We start from the raw sequence: 18,619 nt of genomic DNA on the forward strand, positions 1-18,619 counted from the left end.
GTAGGAGAACATCAGCCGCGACGACGCCACAGCACAAATATCAGTAAACTCAGACTCCACCAGCCCAGACTGCCGCCTGAACCACCCGACGACGGTGTCACCGGTGTGGTGGTGACGGCGGCTTTTACCTGCAGGCTGGCGTTGGCGGTCGAGATGCCGCCCCGGCTGTCAGTAACCGTCAATTGAAAACCTAGCGTACTGCTTTGCGCAGGTGCGACAAAACTCAGTTTGTTGGTCGTGGCATTTTGCAAGGTGACGGCGGTGCCTGTGGTTTGTTGCCACTGATAACTTAAGGTATCACCATCGGCATCGGTGGCAGTCGTCTCGATGGTGGTGGTGGCACCGCCATTCACTTCCGCCGGAAATATCAGCGTGCCAATCACCGGCAACTTATTCACTTCGTTATCTTTGATTTGCACTGTGAGTTGCGACTTGTCTGGCGCCAAAGAACCGCTAATCACTTGCAACCGGACCAGAAATTCTTCGTTACCTTCCAGCAGTTGATCGTCGGTCAGCGTAACCACAACGGTTTTATCCGCGGCATCACCATCGGCCCACTGCAACTCACCACTTTGCGCGACAAAATCCACGCCTGCTTTGGCACTGCCGTCTACCAGTTGATAACTGATTTGCATCGACCCGGCGTTGCCACCAAATCGCCCCACCGCCACATTGGCTGTCGGCTGATTTTCGTCAACGCTGAGCAGTGGTGCGACAAACCCCACGGCCCCGCTGGCAGAGCCTGCACTGCCAATTCTCACCGTATGATAGGAAGGGCTTCCCAGCGTTAAGCCGTTGCGCGGGTCAAACAATCGTACAAACAACATTTTGGGTGCTACATCGGCGGTTGGCGCGGTGATTTGAATCACTTTATCCGCCAGATCCGAAGCCCCCCAGTTCAGTTCACCACTGGCATAGGGTCCATCACTAACCAATCCAAAACCATTCAGCGTTTCATAACGCACTTTGACCGCGCCGCTGCCCGCAGGCCGTTGCACCGTCACCTGCACCGGTACACCAGCGGCAAACTGCGAACTGGCAGATTTAAAAGAGACCTGACCGGCAGTGCTGGTTTTGGTCTGATCCCGCAGCACATATAAACCGCTGTTGATGTCAGCCGAAATAATCAGCCCGGAAGGTAAATAAGGGTAAGTACCCCACACCCCATTAAAAGCCGCGCTGTCGGACGATGGAAAGGAGTCAAAAAAGCCAGCTTCAGTCGGATTGGTTGGATCGGTAATATCCAGAATGGTGGTACCACGCTGATAATTGGAAATGTAATAACGATTGCCCCGGGTATAACCGTTGTGGTCGATAGCGGCAGTCGGGCCGCTCCACACTTTGGCCAACAGCGGATTACGCAGGTCGTCAACGTTCAGCACCCGCACCGTGGTATTTAAACCGGCGTTGCGTTCATCCAGTTCATCATGCACAAACACAAACCGCTGATCTTCACTCCACCAGCCGGAATGCACATAGCTGGCATTTTGATAAGTGATATCCGATAAGGCTTTGGCGCCACTTAGCTGGCTGATATCCCACAACCGCACTGACTGCTCATTAAAATCCATTAACACGGTACAACGTGAATTCTGACAACTTTGATTGGCCCGCGCATCCCGCACCACCATGGAGGCCGCGTCGTGGGTATAGTCGCTGCGCACCGCCTGACTGTTGGGGAAATATGAAGCCAGTTGTTCCGGCGTTTTTAAGCCATAAGTGGTAAAAGACCCACCAACGGCTTTCTGCCCGACAATATGCAACGTCGGCTCCAGCCCATCCAGCGCGGTGTTGGTGGTGTAATCGACATGACTGATATAGACATTGTGCGCTGAAGTGACGGCAGTATCGGCGCTGACCAGCCGGATGCTCGTCGGCAACTGGCTTAAATCAACAATCTGCAGATTATCAGTCCCTTCAGAACTGATATAGGCATACGCCTTCCAGCGTGATAAAGCGGCGTCGTAATACTGCAACACTTTAATATCACGCCAGGACGTAGAGCTACCAGGGATAGTACCGATTTCTTTGGGTGCGGCAGGATCAGCCAGACTGACCACAGCAGTGCCGTTATACAAACCAATAATGGCGTATTCAGTACCGGTGTTCAGATCAACATGGCCCCAGATATCACTGGCCGCTGTGGGGCTGGATGAAAAATCCCCGAGTGCCAGATGGCTGACTAAGTCAATGTTTTTACAACTATAAATGCCTGCTTTGCCATTTACGCAGGCCGCTGCTGGCTGGCTTTGTTGTAATTGCGCCTGCGTTGCTGCTAATTGCTGATAATCCCTGGGGACACTGGCAAAACCGTCGTTGACGACGACAAAACCTTGTTGCTGTAACTGCTCGACAAAAGGCTGCGGTACGCCGGTCAAAATGGTGGCGTTGAGCTGCGGCGCCTGGCTCTGGAAATGGTCAAACTTGTTGTAACCGCCAAGCACTGGCACCAGTGCACTGGTTAAAAAGAATAAATCTTCACCATTATCAATGGCGTACCGACCAGAAGCGACCAGCACTTTATCGCCTTTATTGGCTTGTTTTACTGCAAAGGCAATACTGCGGCAGGCACGGACCGGGCTGTCACAACGACCAGCATCAGAACCGGTTGCCGAGACAAAACGGGCACGGTCATGCTCGGCATGTGCGAATACGGATGGGCTCACGCCGTACAGCCCTATGACTAGAACTAATGCTAGTGCTAACAACAACCGGGAATTCAGATTCGGCGGTAAAAGTTTCATCAACAGGTCCATCCATTAGTCAGATAAAAAATTTTTGGGTTTAAGCTGGCATCTTGGTATTGTTAGCAAAATTTCGCGAGACACGCTGCAACAAATGAACAATTGTAAAAATTTAATTAACTGCTGGTGTGTTTTGCTCCTGATGCTGCTGAGCGCCTGCCAGCCAAAATCCAATTCGACATTGCTGGTACAACTGCTATGGCAAGGTCAGCCCATCGACTGCAACAGTAAGCTGCTGCTGGGTGGCCAGCCATGGCAGTTACAACAACTGCAGTTTTATCTGTCGAACTTTTCACAGCAACAACAACCTTTATTACTGCAACCCAACGACTATCAAAGCACGGAACTGGCGTTGCTCGGCAGCGACTGTCAGTCACCAGGCCAGTGGCAACTGCAATTTGCCGCGCCTTTGCTGCATGCACCTTTAGAGTTCGAACTTGGCGTGCCGTTTTTGCTGAATCATCAGAATCCATTAACCGCTGGCGTTCCGCTACAACAAATGGATATGCACTGGGCCTGGCAAAGCGGCTACAAATTTTTCCGGCTCGACCTGAATGGCCCACAGCACGACTGGTCTTTGCATCTGGGTTCCAGCGGTTGCAGTTCGGCCAGTGTAATGCGCGCACCAACCACACCTTGTACCGCACCTAACCGGGTGCAGGTACAACTACCTTATCAGGACCAGTCCACCTTAACTTTAGACTTAGCTGCACTGTTCGGTGACTTTATTCCGGCTGCTGATAACAGCTGTATGGCTGATCCGGCCAGTCTGAGTTGTCAGCAGTTGCTGCCAGCGCTCGGGATCGGGATCGGTGGCAGCAGCACCGTATGGGCGCTGCAACCATGACTCAGCAGTTGCGAATATCAGCAACACTGCAATTCACAGGACAGCGGATAAAGCGGTTCACCATAGTAGCCGTGGCCGCGCTGCTCACCAGCTGCACTGAAGCGCCACCAGCCCCTTACGTCTGGAAGTTACCGGCGGATTTCCCCAAACCAACAGTGCCTGCCGACAACCCGATGTCAGAAGCCAAAGTAGAGCTGGGGCGATTTTTATTCTATGACCAACAATTATCCGGCAACGGCCAGCAGAGTTGCGCCAGTTGTCATCAGCAAGCCAATGCTTTTAGTGAACCTAAAACCGGCTCGGTCGGCAGCACCGGTGAATTACACCGGCGTAACGCGCTGGCGTTGGTGAATATTGCCTACAACAAAACCCTGACCTGGGCGCACGATGGCCTGACCGATATTGAACATCAGCTGCTTATTCCGATGTTTGGCGAACAGCCGGTAGAATTAGGTATCACTGGCCATGAAGATAAAGTGCTGCAGGCGCTTGCTCGGGAGCCTTATCCGAAGTTGTTCAAAGCCGCTTTTGGCGATGAACAAGTTGATTTTCAGCGGGTAACCCAGTCCCTCGCGAGCTTTGTGCGTAGCCTGCTGTCGTTGCAATCGCCGTTTGACCGTTATGCTTATCAGGGCGATGACAGCGCCCTTAGCCAACAACAAATTAACGGCATGAATTTGTTCTTTTCCGAGCGGCTGGAATGTCACCATTGTCATGGTGGTTTTAATTTTACCCAATCAACCAGCCACGAAAAACAACCGCTGGATCGGCGACCCTTTCACAATACCGGTTTGTACTTCACCGATCGCCAGCAAGTCGAAGGTCAAGGTTATCCGGATAAAGACCGCGGCCTAGCCGAAGTGACGCTAAACCCGGCCGATGATGGCCGCTTTCGCGCCCCGACGCTGCGAAATATCGCGCTGAGCGCACCATATATGCATGACGGCAGCATCGCGACTTTGCCGGAGGTGTTGCAGTTTTACATCGAAGGTGGCCGCAATACCGCCGCAGGTCCGTATCAGGGGGATGGTCGCCGCCATCCACAAAAAAGTGCTTTCGTAAAAGGCATCGACCTAACCCCGGAAGAACAAACTGCATTGCTGGCGTTTTTACACAGTCTGACCGATCCCACCTTTGTCCAAAATCCGGCTTTTGCCGATCCCTGGCGCTAAAACTGCATCATTAGCCGCTACCAGCCGATGACCGAAAACGCTGGTTATCTTGCAAAAAACCACTTTCATCGCAACATGGTCACCTTCCTGAACGAAAACATCATTTCCACCCCCGAAATAGCGCATTTTTGGGGTGAATGTTTTATGTTTATTTTTTAATCATCGCAGAATGTAAAAAAAAGCAAGAAGGTAACGCATTTTGGCAACTTCAACCTTGGACGCGGATCACTACAATGATTTTCGGGGAGTTGGCAGCCCGACTTCGAAATGCAGGAAGCCGGACCGATCAGCACCATGACAGTTAACGTTCGGGCATCAATAAGAAGTGCAATGACCAACAGCACCAGCCAGAACGTTGATTTGGTGACATACAACAAGTCGAGAGGGATTGGATAGATGAAAAATAATAAAACATTTACCAGAACGGCGGTGGCAAGGGCGATATCCTTGTTGCTTGGCGGTTCTGCAGTGATGCCGTTATACGCGCAGGAACAGCAAGCTCCGGCGGCCGATTCGGCCGAAATTGAAGTGATTCAGGTGCGCGGTGTCCGTGGCAGTATGCAAGAAGCTGCAGACATAAAACGTAATTCAATGGGTGTCGTCGATGCCATTTCCGCTGAAGATATCGGTAAATTTCCGGACACCAACCTGGCGGAATCACTGCAACGGATTTCCGGTGTCTCGATCAGCCGCACCAACGGTGAAGGCTCTGAAGTAACAGTGCGTGGTTTTGGCGGTGACAACAATATGGTCACCCTGAACGGTCGTACCATGCCCTCAGCTACCACCTACGGCGCTGGTTCTGGCGCAGACGGCACCACCCGCGGCGGCGGCGCCCGTGCTTTTGACTTTTCGAATTTAGCCTCAGAAAGTATCCGTGCCGTTGAAGTTTACAAAACCGGTAAAGCCAATATTGCCACCGGTGGTATCGGCGCAACACTGAACGTTAAAACGGCCAGACCACTGGACAGCTCAGAAAACGTGGCCAGTGTTGGCGTGAAAGCTGCGCACGACACGTCCAATCGTGCCGGTTCTAGCGTCACACCTGAAGTGTCAGGTATTTTCAGCCATGCCAATGACGATGGCAAATTTGGCGTTAGCGTTTCAGCCAGCCATCAACAACGGGATTCCGGTTATACCGGCGCCACCGTCAACGACTGGCAAGTGGATTACTGGGACGATATCGCCGATGCCAACCGGCTTTGGAACAACACCGCGACCGTGGTCAACAATGCACCTTCGCAAGGCCAGTTGTACACCCGCCCGAATGATATTCGTTATGCTTTTTCTGACTCAGAACGCAAACGCGACAATGCGCAGCTGACCTTACAGTTCAAACCACAAGACAATTTCAGCGCCACGGCCGACTACACCTATGCCGAAAACAATCTGGTGGAACACCGTGGTGAAATCACCAACTGGGTACAAACCGGCAGCAATACCAAAATCGTCGAGTTTGATAATAATGCAGTGAAAACCCCGTCTTATATTAAAGAAGTATATGACGGTGCAGTTGATGAAGGTTATGAGCAGCAGTGGCGGGAACAAACCAACACCCTGAAATCTGTGGGTGTGAACTTCGAATACAAACTCAATGACGACTGGACATTGGCACTGGATGCCCACGATTCCAACATGTTCAGCCGTGGTACCGGCCCGCGCAATTCCGGCGAGTTGGCAGTAGGTTTAGGTGCGCCAATTGTCACTTCACGTGAATGGTTCTACGGTGCTGACTTACCAACATACCTGAACGTCTATAACGACGCCGTACCAGGCAAAGGCGCCAATGGTAATGGCAAAGTGGATGCTGGCGACGTGGGTTCTTCGATTGCACGTATTCGTAACGCCAGTCAGGAAAGTGATATTCAGCAAGTTAAATTTGACGCCAGCTATGCATTAGAAGACGGTCGTTTTGATTTTGGTGTTGAAACCCGCAGTATGGAATCGCGTTCCATGCAGACCGCTGGTAACAACATCGCACTGGGTAACTGGAACGTCGGTAACCCTGGTGAATTTGGTGATTTAATTCAGCCGTTTGATTTACATGGTGAATTTGAAGATTTTACCCCTCGTGCCGGTGGTTATGGTTTTATTGCCGATCCAAGGGCTTTGTATACAGCTGCGCTCGGTTTATATCCAAACATTCCAACCGAGTCTGAAAAGTCGCTATCTTTTGACAATATCGTCAAAGAAGACACCATGGCCGCTTATTTCCAGGTGGCGCTGAGTGGTGAAGTTGGCAAAATGCCGTTTGATATCCTGACCGGCCTGCGCTACGAAGAAACCGAGTCAGAATCAAGCTCCTTGGTCAGCCGTAATTATTTCCGCTGGGAAGATAACAATGACATCGTGGCTTATGTTGATTCAACGGTGCCAGCACAGCCATTTTCGGCGAAAAACGATTACGACTATCTGCTACCAAGTTTGGATGTGACCTTACATATCACTGACGAACTCATCACCCGTTTCTCTTTCAGCAAAACCATTGCCCGTGCTGGCCTTGGTAGCCTCGGTGTTTCGGCGTCTAACTTCGGCGGTGGTGGTGGCTCGACCATGTTTGGTGCCCAACCAACGGCCAATGCTTCAAACCCTGCGTTATTACCACTGGAATCGTCGAACTACGACTTATCGCTGGAATGGTATTACGATCCGGCCAGTTATGTGTCAGGCGGTTTATTCCAGAAAGACGTGGTGAACTTTATCGGTAGCCGGCAGGTCGATCAGCCGTTACTGGGTATTCGTGATGTCACGGCCGGCCCACGGGCACTGGCTGCGGCACAGGCCATTCGCAATGCCGGTCTGCCGCTGGATGATACCTATCTTTACGCGATGATGGTGTTTACGCAGTTCAAGAACCATCCGGATATGCTGGCGAAATATGGTGCCAACCCGCAGTTTACCGGCGCAACGGATCAAATTAACTTCCTGGCGAACAATCCGGGATTTGATTTGGTCGCTAATCCGGACGATCCGGAAATGGTGTTCCGCACCAATACCCCGGATAACAACAGAGCGGCGAAAATCTACGGCGCGGAAATGGCGGTACAGCATTTCTTCGGCGAAACCGGTTTTGGCGTCCAGGCCAACTACACCATAGTCCGCGGCGACATTGGCTTTGATGTACTGGCCAATCCGGCGGAATCGCAGTTCGCATTGATTGGTCTGAGCGATACAGCTAACTTGATTGGTATCTACGAAAAAGATGGCTGGACCGGACGGGTGGCGTTGAACTGGCGTGACAAGTTCCTGGCTGAAGTGAATAAAGGCGGCTCCAACAACCCAAGGTTTGACGAGGCGTACTGGCAGCTGGACGTGAACGTCAGTTATGCCGTGAACCCGCAACTCACGGTGTTCGTGGAAGGCCTGAACCTGACCGGTGAAGATAGCCGCAGTCATGCCCGCAACGAAGCCATGATGTGGTATCTGACCGACTTGAGTGCACGTTATCAGGTTGGCGTACGTTACGACTTTTAAGGGTGGTAGCCGCCGGTGATGCCGGCGGCTTTTTAATAGGATTAACGATGACCCAACACGTCTTGCTGAATAATATCGATCATCAACACACCAGAGTTATTCATCATTTTGGCTTTGACTATGGTGACAATCTCGCCAGCACGCTGGTATTTCCAACCGAATTTAATGAACTACAAAAAGAATACCCGATCCTTGCCCGTCGTGATGAAGCCTCGGGGCAGTTTCAAGCCATTGTGTTAATGGGTTTTGCCGCTGATGAGAATTTGTATTTAGCCGCCGAACGTCCGTCCGGCTGGGATGCGCGGTATATTCCGGCGACCATTGAAAAAGGCCCGTTTTTAATTGGTTTTTCACGGAACTCTGGTCAAGGCGATGCCGCTGAAGATCCGATGGTGCATATTGATTTGGACCATCCAAAAGTCATTAGCAATCAAAGTTCGAATCGATCGAATCAAGAATCGAATCAAGCCAATCAAGGACAACCACTCTTTTTACCCGAAGGCGGCAACAGCCCGTACCTGTTGCACATTTCGGCCACATTGCAGGCCATCCATCAAGGGATAGCCTTGTCGTCGGTGATGTTTAGCGCCTTTGAGCAGCTTGCGTTGCTGGAACCCGTCACCATCGAATTTAGTCTGCAAAATGGTGACAAACGCCGCTTGATTGGTAATTATTGTATCGACCAAAATCGGCTCGCCGCGTTACGTGGCGCTGATTTGGAAAAGCTGCATCAATCCGGCTTTTTACAGCTGGCGCATGCGATGGTCAGTTCGATGAGCAATATCCGTGATTTAATCGAGCGCAAAAACCGGCGGCTTGCGCTGAGTACTGATTTGTAGAATTTGCTTTGTAGCGCAATCAAGGACAACCCTATGTTGCAGTTGCCACACCGCACGCGCGAAATCATCATCGACCAACCCGGCATCGTTCCGGACGATGCGCTTGGTGGTGACGAGCCGCTGATCCTCAAAGGTCTCATTAGCCACTGGCCGCTGCTACTGGCTGGCGAAAAGTCGGCCGAAGCTGCCGCCGATTATTTGCGTCAGCATTACAACGGCCGACCAACCCAGGTTTATCGGGGTGCGCCGGGGCTCAATGGCCGTTATTTTTATGATGAAAGTGCGACCAAGCTTAATTTTGACATCAGCATGGGTCAGGTCGATGAGGTGCTGACGCAAATGCTGGAGTGGCAGTCGCTGGAGCAACCGCCATCGGTGTATATCGCCTCGAATTTAATTCAAAGTCATTTTCCGACCCTGCCGGATCATCAGTTGCTGCAACGCCCCGCACCACAGCTAGATTATGTCACCGAGCCCGATCGCATCAGCATTTGGCTCGGCAATCGCTCGCAGGCTGCCGCACATTATGACGCTTCGGATAATTTGGCTTGTTGTGTGCGCGGCAAACGCCGTTTTAGTTTGTTTCCACCAGAGCAAGTGGCGCATTTGTACCCCGGTCCTTTTGAACCAACACCGGGCGGCCAGGTGATCAGCATGGTCGATTTTGCGGCGCCGGACTTGGCGCGTTTTCCGGATTTCCCCAAAGCCGTTGCCGCCGGGCAAGTCGCAGAATTGGAACCCGGTGATGCGCTGTATTTACCCAGCATGTGGTGGCATCAGGTCGAGGCGCTGGGTACTTTTAACATTCTGATTAATTACTGGTGGAGCCGCGCGCCGCGCTATACCGGCTCGGGCATGAATTTGCTCTATCACGCGTTGTTATGCCTGCGTGATAAGCCGGAACATGAGCGCCTGGCCTGGCGGGCACTGCTTGATTATTACGTGTTTGATGACCCGGCCAAAGCTGGCCAACACTTACCGGAAGCGGCCCGTGGTGTGCTGGGCGAACTTGATGAGATGCAGGCACGGCAGCTGCGGGCGATGTTGCTTAACCGGTTAAATCGCTAAAGAAAGAACAGCTTAGATATAAAAACAACAATAACAACAGCAAATACAGGGAATAGACGATGCAAAACAATTCAAACCAAGCCGTTAAAAAAGTCGTGGTAGCAGGTGGTGGTACCGCCGGTTGGGTCGCTGCTGCGGCCTTGTCAAAACGGCTAAAAGGCCTGGTCGAGGTCGTGCTGGTTGAGTCGGAAGACATTGGCACTATCGGCGTGGGCGAATCGACCATTCCGCCGGTGCAGCTATTTCATAATATTTTAGGCATCGACGAGCAGGAATTTATGCGCGCCACCGACGCCACGTTTAAACTCGGTATTTCTTTTGAAAACTGGGGGCAAATTGGCGATCGCTACATTCACCCTTTTGGCACCACCGGCAAAGGCAGTTTCCTCACCGATTTTCAGCATTATTTCCTGCATGGTCAAAAGCTTGGCGTCGAGGCTTCTTTTGGTGATTATTGTTATGAACTGCAAGCCGCCAAGGCGCATAAGTTCGGTAAATCAGCCACTTCCAACATCAGTTACGCCTATCACCTGGATGCTGGTCGGTATGCCAGGTTTTTGCGCACGTTCAGCGAAAGCCACGGTTGTCGGCGCATTGAAGGCAAAATTGCTTCTGTGACGCAGCATCAAAACGGCGATATTAAGTCGTTACTGCTGGCATCCGGCGAGGAAGTCAGTGGTGATTTATTTATCGATTGCACCGGTTTTCGCGCCTTGCTGATTGAACAAACTTTGCAAACCGGTTTTGTGCCCTGGGATCACTGGTTGCCGTGCAATAAAGCGGTGGTGGTGCAGACCGAATCGGCCGCTACCATACCGCCTTACACCCGCGCCATCGCTCATGATAGCGGCTGGCAATGGAAAATTCCGCTGCAGCACCGGGTTGGCAATGGCCTGGTGTATGCCAGTGATTATCTGTCGGATGAACTAGCCAGGCAGCGCTTAGTGGACGGACTGGAAACATCGGCGTTATTTGAACCGAGATTTCTAAGTTATCAAACCGGTCAGCGCAAAAAATTCTGGAATAAAAACTGTGTCGCGCTCGGGCTGTCGAGCGGCTTTATCGAACCTTTGGAATCGACCAGCATTTATCTGTTTATGAACGGTGTAGTGCGGTTATTAAGGCTGTTTCCATTTGACGGTGTGCGGCAGGCACTGGCCGATGAATACAATCAGCAGTCGATTAGCGAGCTGGAGAAAATCCGCGATTTTATTATTCTGCATTATCACCAGACCGAGCGCACCAACAGCCCATTCTGGAATTATTGCCGCACCATGCAGGTGCCGGATTCGCTGGCACACCGGATGGAATTATTCCGCGAAAGCGCGCATGCGTTTCAAAGTGGCGAGGAAATGTTCCGGCTGGAATCTTGGACTCACGTGATGCTGGGCCAACGACTGCAACCAAACAGTTACCATCAACTGGTGGCCAGTTTACCGGAGCAGGAGTTACGCCAGCATCTGCAAAATATTCGCGACACCATCGGCCGAGCGGTGGAAAAGTTACCCTCGCATCGCGATTTTCTGCGGCAATATTGCCCGGCGAATGACAAGTGAGTGGCGTGATGGCTGGATCGGATAACCTGTCATTGGTGGCGCCAAGACTGCCACACAGCGGCAATATTCTGACCGCGCATGCCCAGATGCAGATCCAACTGCTGCATATTGGGATGGAGCAATCGCCGTTGTTGGTGATTGATAACTTTGTTGCGCAACCTGAGCTATTGGTGGCGCACGCCTGTCGCCAGCAATTTGTGGCCAATTCGCCGTATTATCCGGGCGTGCGGGCGGCAGCGCCACGGCATTATCAGCAAATGTTGTTGCAAAGTTTGCAGCCAACTTTGTTGGAAGTATTCGCGCTGCCGGAGCGGCCACTCAGCTTTTCGGTATGCCACTATTCCATTATCACCACGCGGCCAACGCAGCTGAAACTGCTACAACGGATTCCACATTTTGATACGGTCGAACTGCATGCACTGGCGGCGGTGCATTATTTGTTTCAAGGGGATTTAGGCGGCACCGCTTTTTACCGTCATCGTAAAACCGGTTTTGAAACCATTAATCAAAGCCGGATGCCGGATTATTACCGTTCGTTAGAAAGCGAAAATGACGGACCGAATTTTCCCAAAGCCAGAGCCGGTTATATTCAGGGCGATACGCCGCTGTTTGAACAAATCGCCAATCCACAAGGGGTGTTTAACCGGCTGGTGATCTACCCACGCAACTTGCTACATACCGGCCATATTCCCGCTTCGTCTCTGCTATCAGCCGATCCAAGACAAGGACGGCTGACCATCAGCAGTTTTATTGATTGCCAGCCATAAAAGCAGCTGCCATCAAAGCGCTATTTGATAAATTGCATTGAAAGCCCCACTCATTTGCAATCGCTTATTACCAGTCGTTGCAGCGGACTTAGCACTGAACTAGTAGCAAACGTTGGAGAGTGGCTTTGTGTTAAAAGCGGATATTAATTTTGGCTGCTGCCGAATCACAGTTTTTAGTATACCGCGGAAAAATGTCCCGAATGCCTATGCTACACATCAACAGTAACGACTGATTTAACGTATAGCACTCCTTATGAGTTTTTTAATCACCGTCTTGCGGGCGCGAAACCGTTCCAACACTTACCTATTTTGGTTAATACGTTTGGAAGCGTTTGATTTAGCGTGAGTTAAAGGTTAACTTATTATGAGTAAAACTCATGAAAGAAGGCGATAGAATTTGCGTCTTGCGGGTTCTCTGCCTTTGAAAAAATACTGTTACGTGTCTTTGGAGTTTTAAGTGCTAGGAAAATTGTTTGGAAAAAAGAAAGAACCTAAGCAACTCGAAGCAAAAGTTTCAGATATGGAGTTCCTCGGAGATTTAGAGGGGAATGGCGTCAGCGCGTTAAGATTTGAAGTCGGAAAGATTCTTCGCAAATTTCCACAAGTTAAAAACGCATATTTCTCAAAGCTTAAGTATAAAACTGAGGAAAAATATCGTATTGCACTTGTTATTGATGCATCTGAAGCATCGAACGAATTGGGCAGAGAGCTAGCCGAGCAGTGTGCTGGAATATCACCGATGGACGTAATGTTTACGAATTCCTGTTCAAAAACCTTGCTTAGCGACATTGCGGCCAAATCGGAGCCACTTTTTAGTGATACAAATTTGTTATTTGAGTGCCCAATTGTGGTTTCGCGGGGCACAAATCAGGAAATGCCTCAAGAATGGAAAGGCGCAATTCTTTGTTATTACGTCGCGGCCCCAGACTATGAGTCAGCATTACTTAGAGTGGTAGATGATTTAAAGTCTGACGGTTACAAGTATGAAAATGTTCATGATGGTAAGGTTAGTCAGTTAGATCCTGCCGTTTGGTGGGAGAAATATATCATGGAAAAGTGGTCAGCGTATTCAAACCATTTTCCATCTCAAGAAGATATACAGGTTTTGGTAGCTACGGGCGGCATTCATAAAGGGCCAACTTTGGGGTGGGAGAATGATGCAGCCAACACGTAACAAGCGCATGTTGTCGGACTGGTTTTCCGCTGCGCTCCAAGCCAGCCGCAAATGCGGTCGTTAGGAGACAAAGGGTGTCATCCGGAGTACCACAAGCTAATAAGTTTTATGAGGAAGTTGCTGAAACCAAAGTTGTCTGGTTCGGAGTTCTGCCTGGTGAAATACTGTTGGAATTCGATTTGAAGGATAAAAAGGTCTCTTTCCCTGTCTGGTCTTCTAAAACTCGGATAGAGCGCCTCAAGAAACTCAATCCAGAATTGCTTGGTAAGGTTGAACCGAGAAGTGTGGTATGGGGACAATTCAAGGAGCACTTTTTGCCAATCCTTCCACCTGAAACAAAGGTTGTAGGTGTCAATCTCAGTGGTAAAAACCTAACGGGTATCGACATTCCTGCGTCACTTTTGGTTAAGCAAGTGGAGGCATTTTGGTAATGTCTCCTAACAAACAAATTTAGAGGATGCGGGGTCAAGTCTTGCTTTTTGCCTTCCACGGCAATATGCAAGACCTGACCCCAAAGACTTTTTCACCAGCGCCGCTTAAGGCCGCGCTGCTGGCAATACCGCAACAAAGGGGCTGGCTGGCAAACCGGCGCTGTTGTACAACACCGCGTTGGGGTTGTCGGCATAGGCGTGATTATTTTGTTGCTTTTCCACAGGATGCAGGGTCAAGTCTTGCTTTTTGCCTTTAGTTGCATATCCCATTAGGGCAAAAGTCAAGACTTGACCCCAAAGGTTTTAAGACTTGACCCCAAAGGTTTTATTGCAGCGGACTTAGCACTGAACTTTTAGCAAAGGTTGCAGAGTGGCTTTTGCCAAAAGCGGATATTGATTTTGGCTGCTGCAGACCAACAGTTTTTAGATAGTCCACGAACATTTCGCACAAGTGATTAAACTATTCATCAACAGCAAAGACTGATTTAACGTATCACTTTCCTTATGAGTTTTTTAACCACCGTCTTGCGGGTATGAAACCGTTCCAGCGCTTACCTATTTTGGTGAATATATTTGGGAGCGTTTGATTTATCGTTGGTTAAAGGCTAACTTCTTCTGAGAAAAATTCATGAAAGAAGGCAATAAAATTTGCTTTTTGCGGGTTCTTTGCCTTTGAAAAAATACTTTATGTGTCTGAACGAAGCACCGTATTGCATATTAAAAAGTTTAAATATTCACTGCACTTAAGCCTGGGAATTTGAATTGAGATATATAATCCTACTAATCGTAATGACGTTACTGGTGTTTGGGTCGGTCAGTGCTGATGTGGGCAAGATCACCCCGTGGCTTTTGGGTATTAACTTCACGATAGCTATATTTTCTATTAACTTTACCTTTTTTGGTTATCAGCTTTCCAAGTACAAAGCAATATACAGCGAGATAACGACAAGGCAATGGTTCAACGTTATTGCGTTATTGACTTTGCCCCTTTTTCCTCTAATCTGTTTTTTAATCATACCCGAACACTTTGGAAAAATAGCGTTGTGGGTACTTCCTATCTTGATTTTCTCTTCTATAGATAATGCAGTGCTGACAACTAGATACCTAAGCGCTAAAAAATTTATTGGAGATTCTGTCAGCGAAAACGCCATATCCCTATACCTAGAGCAGCTGTCTATAGAAATAAAGTCTGAAGTAGAAGTACATCAGAGTTATTTGAATAATAGGGGTAAGTATCAAATACCAATACATGCCTATGATTTCGAGCCAAGTACGTTAGGGATTGAGCCAAATGATATATGGGACTCAATGACTATCATAATAAACTTGTCTGTTGAGAACAATGACTATCCAATTTTTCGACAGTCATTAAATGCAATTCTAAAGCTTGTCATAAGGTTCTACTCGTTCAAATTTAAAGACGAGAATTCTTATAAAATAGATGCCGGAATTAAATATATAGCTAGAAAAAGACTGCGTTCAATTATCGCTTCTGTGGTTGAAAAGGATCAGAACGGTATATTTCTCCAATCACTATCGAGTGATCTATGTGATTTTTTAATGAAATATGAGGTGCTTCACAAACCATGTTCAGATCTAGCAAGATCTATTGCGTCTGATTCCGTATGGATTGCTAAAAAAATGCTCGAATCACATAGTGTTATAGAGCCGATAAAAGTACTGAATACTATTCATAGAGTAGCTGAAGTTAATATTTACGATATGGAGAATGCAGTTTCTAAAAATCATCTGGAACAGCTCGATAAATACAACATATCAGCTTACGCTTACGATATTAAGGCGTTAGGTGTTTCTGCTCTTAATAATGGTAATTCTCATTTTGCATATAGATGCATGGAAAGCCTTTCGTATCTTGGATGCAATTCTACTAAATTAAAGTCCACGCAAACGGTTGTGGCTGTTTTTGAGTCCATTGTTCAGTTAGGCCGACTGGCTAGAAACTTGAAAATAGGCTGCTTTTGGTCTCGCTGCTTGATTCCTGCTGAAAGCCATGCTGAAGAATTTATGGGTCATATTTTGACTTGGCTGGTACAGGATATTAAGCCTGACGGGAACTTCTATATGAAGGGTTATGCTGAGCAGGCGTATTCTCGTATTCGAGGGGTTAAATGTTTAATTAAGCCAAAATCAAATAGCAATCCGTGCTTCTGGATAGAGGAATTAGAAAAAGATGGTAAAAAAATACCTCATATAGAATATGAATCAGGCATGTATGGGTATGGTGGAAGTTCGGATTATTCGGATTATTCAAATTTGAAAGAATATGTCCTACATGGAATTGGATCTGAAAGCACTTCGATGATATTTCATAGCACACCTATACCGTTGGATATAGAGTCTGAGGACAGTGAAGAAAGTTGAAGCGAACAACACATAACAAAAAGGGATGCGGGGTCAAGTCTTTCTTTTTTCCTTAAGCATATCTCATTAGGGCAAAAGTCAAAACTTGATCCCAAAAGTTTCCAATGAAATAAAAGGCAGTTGAAATACAAAATGAAACAAAAAGACATTAACAAAATAACTGTATCTGGCACTTCAATTAAAGGGAAGAATATTTTTTTGATGCCTCTTGTGTACTTCAATTCTGCAAAAGTTAGTTTAAGGCTTTTCAATGAAGCAAAAAATATTTTTGAAGAAACTAGGGATTGGTTTGTAAGGAATATTCAAGAATATCAAAATTTATTCGAAAAAAATGAACAAAAAGAAATAGACAGTGAAATTAATAATTATTTGGAACAATGGCCTGAAGGGATGTCTTTAGATATCGATGGCGCATTTGAACAGACACACGCTCCGTTAGCTGAAGCTGTAGCTCACTATTTCTCCTTCTTAACTAACTGCGTGGCGTCTGTGGAGTCTGTGGAGTCTGTGGAGTCTAGTGTCAATCTTAAGCTTGCTATTCTACTAACAAGTGGCAAAATTTCGTCAAATGAAATCGAAAGTTGGAACTCGCAGGGCATAAGCGACAGAACAAAAAAACTTCTTCATCATATTCTAGTAAGGGTATTGGATGTTGAAACAGGAAAACCATTATCTAAGCAAAGATTGGATGCTTCACTAGATGTATTCGTGGAGGTCGTGCAGTCAAGAAATCAGCTTGTGCATTACAAGTCGAAGCCATCAGAGTTTACTCATTTCGAAATTAGTATTGATAAAATTACAGGCTTAAACAACGTAAATGAGGAGTTCTGTTTAAAAGCAATTGATGCAATTTATGTAATATTGAATGCGATGTCACTCGATGACAATTGGATGGGTGATACTATTTTTGACAAAAAAAATATAGGATTTAGCCCAAATTGGTCACCAAGTCCATATATAAATAGAGTTATTGATTGAGCTATTGCCTTTCTAGGTCTAACAAGTTTCGGCGCATTTCAACAGACCTAGTCATGTCTGCAGTTCGTTCATAGCAGTCTACGGCTAGCAATCAGCCTAAACCCTGTAATCCACAACAATCACACCACCGCTTAATGCCGCGCCACCGGCAATGCCGCAACAAACGGGCTGGCTGGCAAACCGGCGCTGTTGTACAACACCGCGTTGGGGTTGTCGGCAAAGGCGTAACGCACCTGCACCGGTTGTTTGATGTCAGGGTGCGATAACCGCAGCTGATTAATTTGTTGCTTGCCCACAAGCTCCGCCGCCGCCCATTGAAACTTTCCATCTGCACCAGCGATGGCAAAACTCTGATTGATCGTAGCTGCATCGCCTTTTAGGTTGAGGCCAGCAGCAATCTGATCGAAACTTAACAACAAAGTTGCACCATCGGCCTGCAACGACGCCAGTTCAGGCCCGCGATAAATCACCTGCTCGCCATAAACCACAGCCCGCGCCGCCAGCGCCAGGCGCTGACCTAAGGTCTTTTTATCCACCGGGTGAATATCATTCCATTCGCCGGTATCAATCGCCACCACCATCGCCGTGCATGTTTCGGATGAATCCGAACACTCATTTCGGTCCAATCCGATCACCCATTTCGGTTTAATCCGATCGCCTATTCCGGTTTTATCCGATCACTTTTAGCCATTTTCCGAAATCGCTGTTCGGAATGCCGGAATCACTGATCGGAATACCGAAATGCCGTTCTTTTTCTAACTAAATCAACTGGTAAGCTCATCCTAACTTTAATGCATTTAGGAAAAGCTGACCATGGCTAGAAAGAGAACAGATATGAGCAAAATTAGAGACATTCTGAGACTTCGCTTTGATGCTGGCCTTAGCTTAAGAGACATCAGTAAGTGCTGCTCTGTAGGTCCAGCGACTGTCAGCGAGATCTTGTCACGCTTTGCGACCAGCGGTTTAAGCTGGCCATTGCTTGAGCAAACCAGCGATACCGAGTTAGAAAAAGCTGTCTATAAAGGCAAAAACTCGTCCAGGCACAAACGCCAGCCTGACTTCGCTTTGATGCATCAGGAACTCAAACGTAAAGGGATGACCAAGCTGCTGTTATGGCAGGAATATCGAGATCTCGATACGGCCACGGCCTATGGCTACACACAGTTTTGTGAGCATTATCAAACGTG

14 protein-coding genes and 1 pseudogene are annotated in these 18,619 nt (G+C 48.2%); 12 read left to right on the forward strand and 3 right to left on the reverse strand.

The window, feature by feature from the left end; genetic code table 11:
• Positions 1-11 precede the first annotated feature (11 nt).
• Positions 12-2,744, reverse strand: a complete 2,733-nt coding sequence (locus tag EOE67_RS17300; protein WP_127700586.1) for a choice-of-anchor B family protein — start codon at positions 2,742-2,744, stop codon at positions 12-14.
• Positions 2,745-2,886: 142 nt separating this feature from the next.
• Between EOE67_RS17300 and EOE67_RS17305 the strand changes: the two genes are divergently transcribed.
• The 9 genes from EOE67_RS17305 (at position 2,887) to EOE67_RS17345 (ending at position 14,072) form a co-directional block, all read left to right on the forward strand.
• Positions 2,887-3,591, forward strand: a complete 705-nt coding sequence (locus EOE67_RS17305) for an MbnP family copper-binding protein (RefSeq protein WP_240652863.1) — start codon at positions 2,887-2,889, stop codon at positions 3,589-3,591.
• Entirely contained in the window at positions 3,573-4,763 is a 1,191-nt protein-coding gene (locus EOE67_RS17310; protein ID WP_240652861.1) for an MbnH family di-heme enzyme, read from the forward strand. Before EOE67_RS17305 ends, EOE67_RS17310 begins: the two co-directional genes overlap by 19 nt.
• Before the next feature lie 396 nt (positions 4,764-5,159).
• The gene (locus EOE67_RS17315; protein ID WP_127700588.1) at positions 5,160-8,237 is read left to right on the forward strand and encodes a TonB-dependent receptor; all 3,078 of its coding nucleotides are present in this window, start codon (positions 5,160-5,162) and stop codon (positions 8,235-8,237) included.
• A gap of 47 nt (positions 8,238-8,284) precedes the next feature.
• On the forward strand, positions 8,285-9,076 hold the full coding sequence (locus EOE67_RS17320) for a SapC family protein (RefSeq protein ID WP_127700589.1): 792 nt from the start codon (positions 8,285-8,287) through the stop codon (positions 9,074-9,076).
• Between the two features lie 33 nt (positions 9,077-9,109).
• Positions 9,110-10,144, forward strand: a complete 1,035-nt coding sequence (locus EOE67_RS17325; protein WP_127700590.1) for a cupin-like domain-containing protein — start codon at positions 9,110-9,112, stop codon at positions 10,142-10,144.
• Positions 10,145-10,203: 59 nt separating this feature from the next.
• The gene (locus EOE67_RS17330) at positions 10,204-11,700 is read left to right on the forward strand and encodes a tryptophan halogenase family protein (RefSeq protein ID WP_127700591.1); all 1,497 of its coding nucleotides are present in this window, start codon (positions 10,204-10,206) and stop codon (positions 11,698-11,700) included.
• A gap of 8 nt (positions 11,701-11,708) precedes the next feature.
• On the forward strand, positions 11,709-12,467 hold the full coding sequence (locus EOE67_RS17335; protein WP_206099650.1) for a DUF6445 family protein: 759 nt from the start codon (positions 11,709-11,711) through the stop codon (positions 12,465-12,467).
• 457 nt (positions 12,468-12,924) lie between these two features.
• A complete protein-coding gene (locus tag EOE67_RS17340; RefSeq protein ID WP_127700592.1) occupies positions 12,925-13,641 on the forward strand; it encodes an enhanced serine sensitivity protein SseB C-terminal domain-containing protein in 717 nt (238 codons plus the stop codon).
• Between the two features lie 74 nt (positions 13,642-13,715).
• Positions 13,716-14,072: a DUF2750 domain-containing protein gene (locus EOE67_RS17345; protein ID WP_164852420.1), complete on the forward strand. Its 357-nt coding sequence runs from the start codon at positions 13,716-13,718 to the stop codon at positions 14,070-14,072.
• A 105-nt stretch (positions 14,073-14,177) separates the two neighbouring features.
• Here the strand turns inward: EOE67_RS17345 and EOE67_RS17350 are convergent, their stop codons facing one another.
• Positions 14,178-14,357 carry a hypothetical protein gene (locus EOE67_RS17350; RefSeq protein WP_127700594.1) on the reverse strand — a complete coding sequence of 60 codons (180 nt, stop codon included), beginning with the start codon at positions 14,355-14,357 and terminating at the stop codon, positions 14,178-14,180.
• A gap of 504 nt (positions 14,358-14,861) precedes the next feature.
• Here EOE67_RS17350 and EOE67_RS17355 point away from each other — a divergent pair.
• Both EOE67_RS17355 and EOE67_RS17360 read left to right on the forward strand, forming a co-directional pair.
• Positions 14,862-16,454 carry a hypothetical protein gene (locus EOE67_RS17355; RefSeq protein WP_127700595.1) on the forward strand — a complete coding sequence of 531 codons (1,593 nt, stop codon included), beginning with the start codon at positions 14,862-14,864 and terminating at the stop codon, positions 16,452-16,454.
• 132 nt (positions 16,455-16,586) lie between these two features.
• Positions 16,587-17,432 carry a hypothetical protein gene (locus EOE67_RS17360; RefSeq protein ID WP_127700596.1) on the forward strand — a complete coding sequence of 282 codons (846 nt, stop codon included), beginning with the start codon at positions 16,587-16,589 and terminating at the stop codon, positions 17,430-17,432.
• 131 nt (positions 17,433-17,563) lie between these two features.
• Here EOE67_RS17360 and EOE67_RS17365 read toward each other — a convergent pair whose 3' ends face one another.
• Positions 17,564-18,007 carry a hypothetical protein gene (locus EOE67_RS17365; RefSeq protein ID WP_127700597.1) on the reverse strand — a complete coding sequence of 148 codons (444 nt, stop codon included), beginning with the start codon at positions 18,005-18,007 and terminating at the stop codon, positions 17,564-17,566.
• Between the two features lie 259 nt (positions 18,008-18,266).
• Here EOE67_RS17365 and EOE67_RS17370 point away from each other — a divergent pair.
• Positions 18,267-18,619 (forward strand): annotated as a pseudogene (locus tag EOE67_RS17370) (IS21 family transposase); the annotation flags it as partial.

This window comes from Rheinheimera riviphila (assembly GCF_004005945.1).
Taxonomy (GTDB): domain Bacteria; phylum Pseudomonadota; class Gammaproteobacteria; order Enterobacterales; family Alteromonadaceae; genus Pararheinheimera; species Pararheinheimera riviphila.

Excerpts from the sequence above, each read along its gene's own strand:
- EOE67_RS17300 (WP_127700586.1), bottom strand. The coding sequence starts at position 2,744 with ATGAAACTTTTACCGCCGAATCTGAATTCCCGGTTGTTGTTAGCACTA.
- EOE67_RS17305 (WP_240652863.1), top strand. The coding sequence starts at position 2,887 with ATGCTGCTGAGCGCCTGCCAGCCAAAATCCAATTCGACATTGCTGGTA.
- EOE67_RS17310 (WP_240652861.1), top strand. The coding sequence starts at position 3,573 with ATGGGCGCTGCAACCATGACTCAGCAGTTGCGAATATCAGCAACACTG.
- EOE67_RS17315 (WP_127700588.1), top strand. The coding sequence starts at position 5,160 with ATGAAAAATAATAAAACATTTACCAGAACGGCGGTGGCAAGGGCGATA.
- EOE67_RS17320 (WP_127700589.1), top strand. The coding sequence starts at position 8,285 with ATGACCCAACACGTCTTGCTGAATAATATCGATCATCAACACACCAGA.
- EOE67_RS17325 (WP_127700590.1), top strand. The coding sequence starts at position 9,110 with ATGTTGCAGTTGCCACACCGCACGCGCGAAATCATCATCGACCAACCC.
- EOE67_RS17330 (WP_127700591.1), top strand. The coding sequence starts at position 10,204 with ATGCAAAACAATTCAAACCAAGCCGTTAAAAAAGTCGTGGTAGCAGGT.
- EOE67_RS17335 (WP_206099650.1), top strand. The coding sequence starts at position 11,709 with ATGGCTGGATCGGATAACCTGTCATTGGTGGCGCCAAGACTGCCACAC.
- EOE67_RS17355 (WP_127700595.1), top strand. The coding sequence starts at position 14,862 with ATGACGTTACTGGTGTTTGGGTCGGTCAGTGCTGATGTGGGCAAGATC.
- EOE67_RS17360 (WP_127700596.1), top strand. The coding sequence starts at position 16,587 with ATGAAACAAAAAGACATTAACAAAATAACTGTATCTGGCACTTCAATT.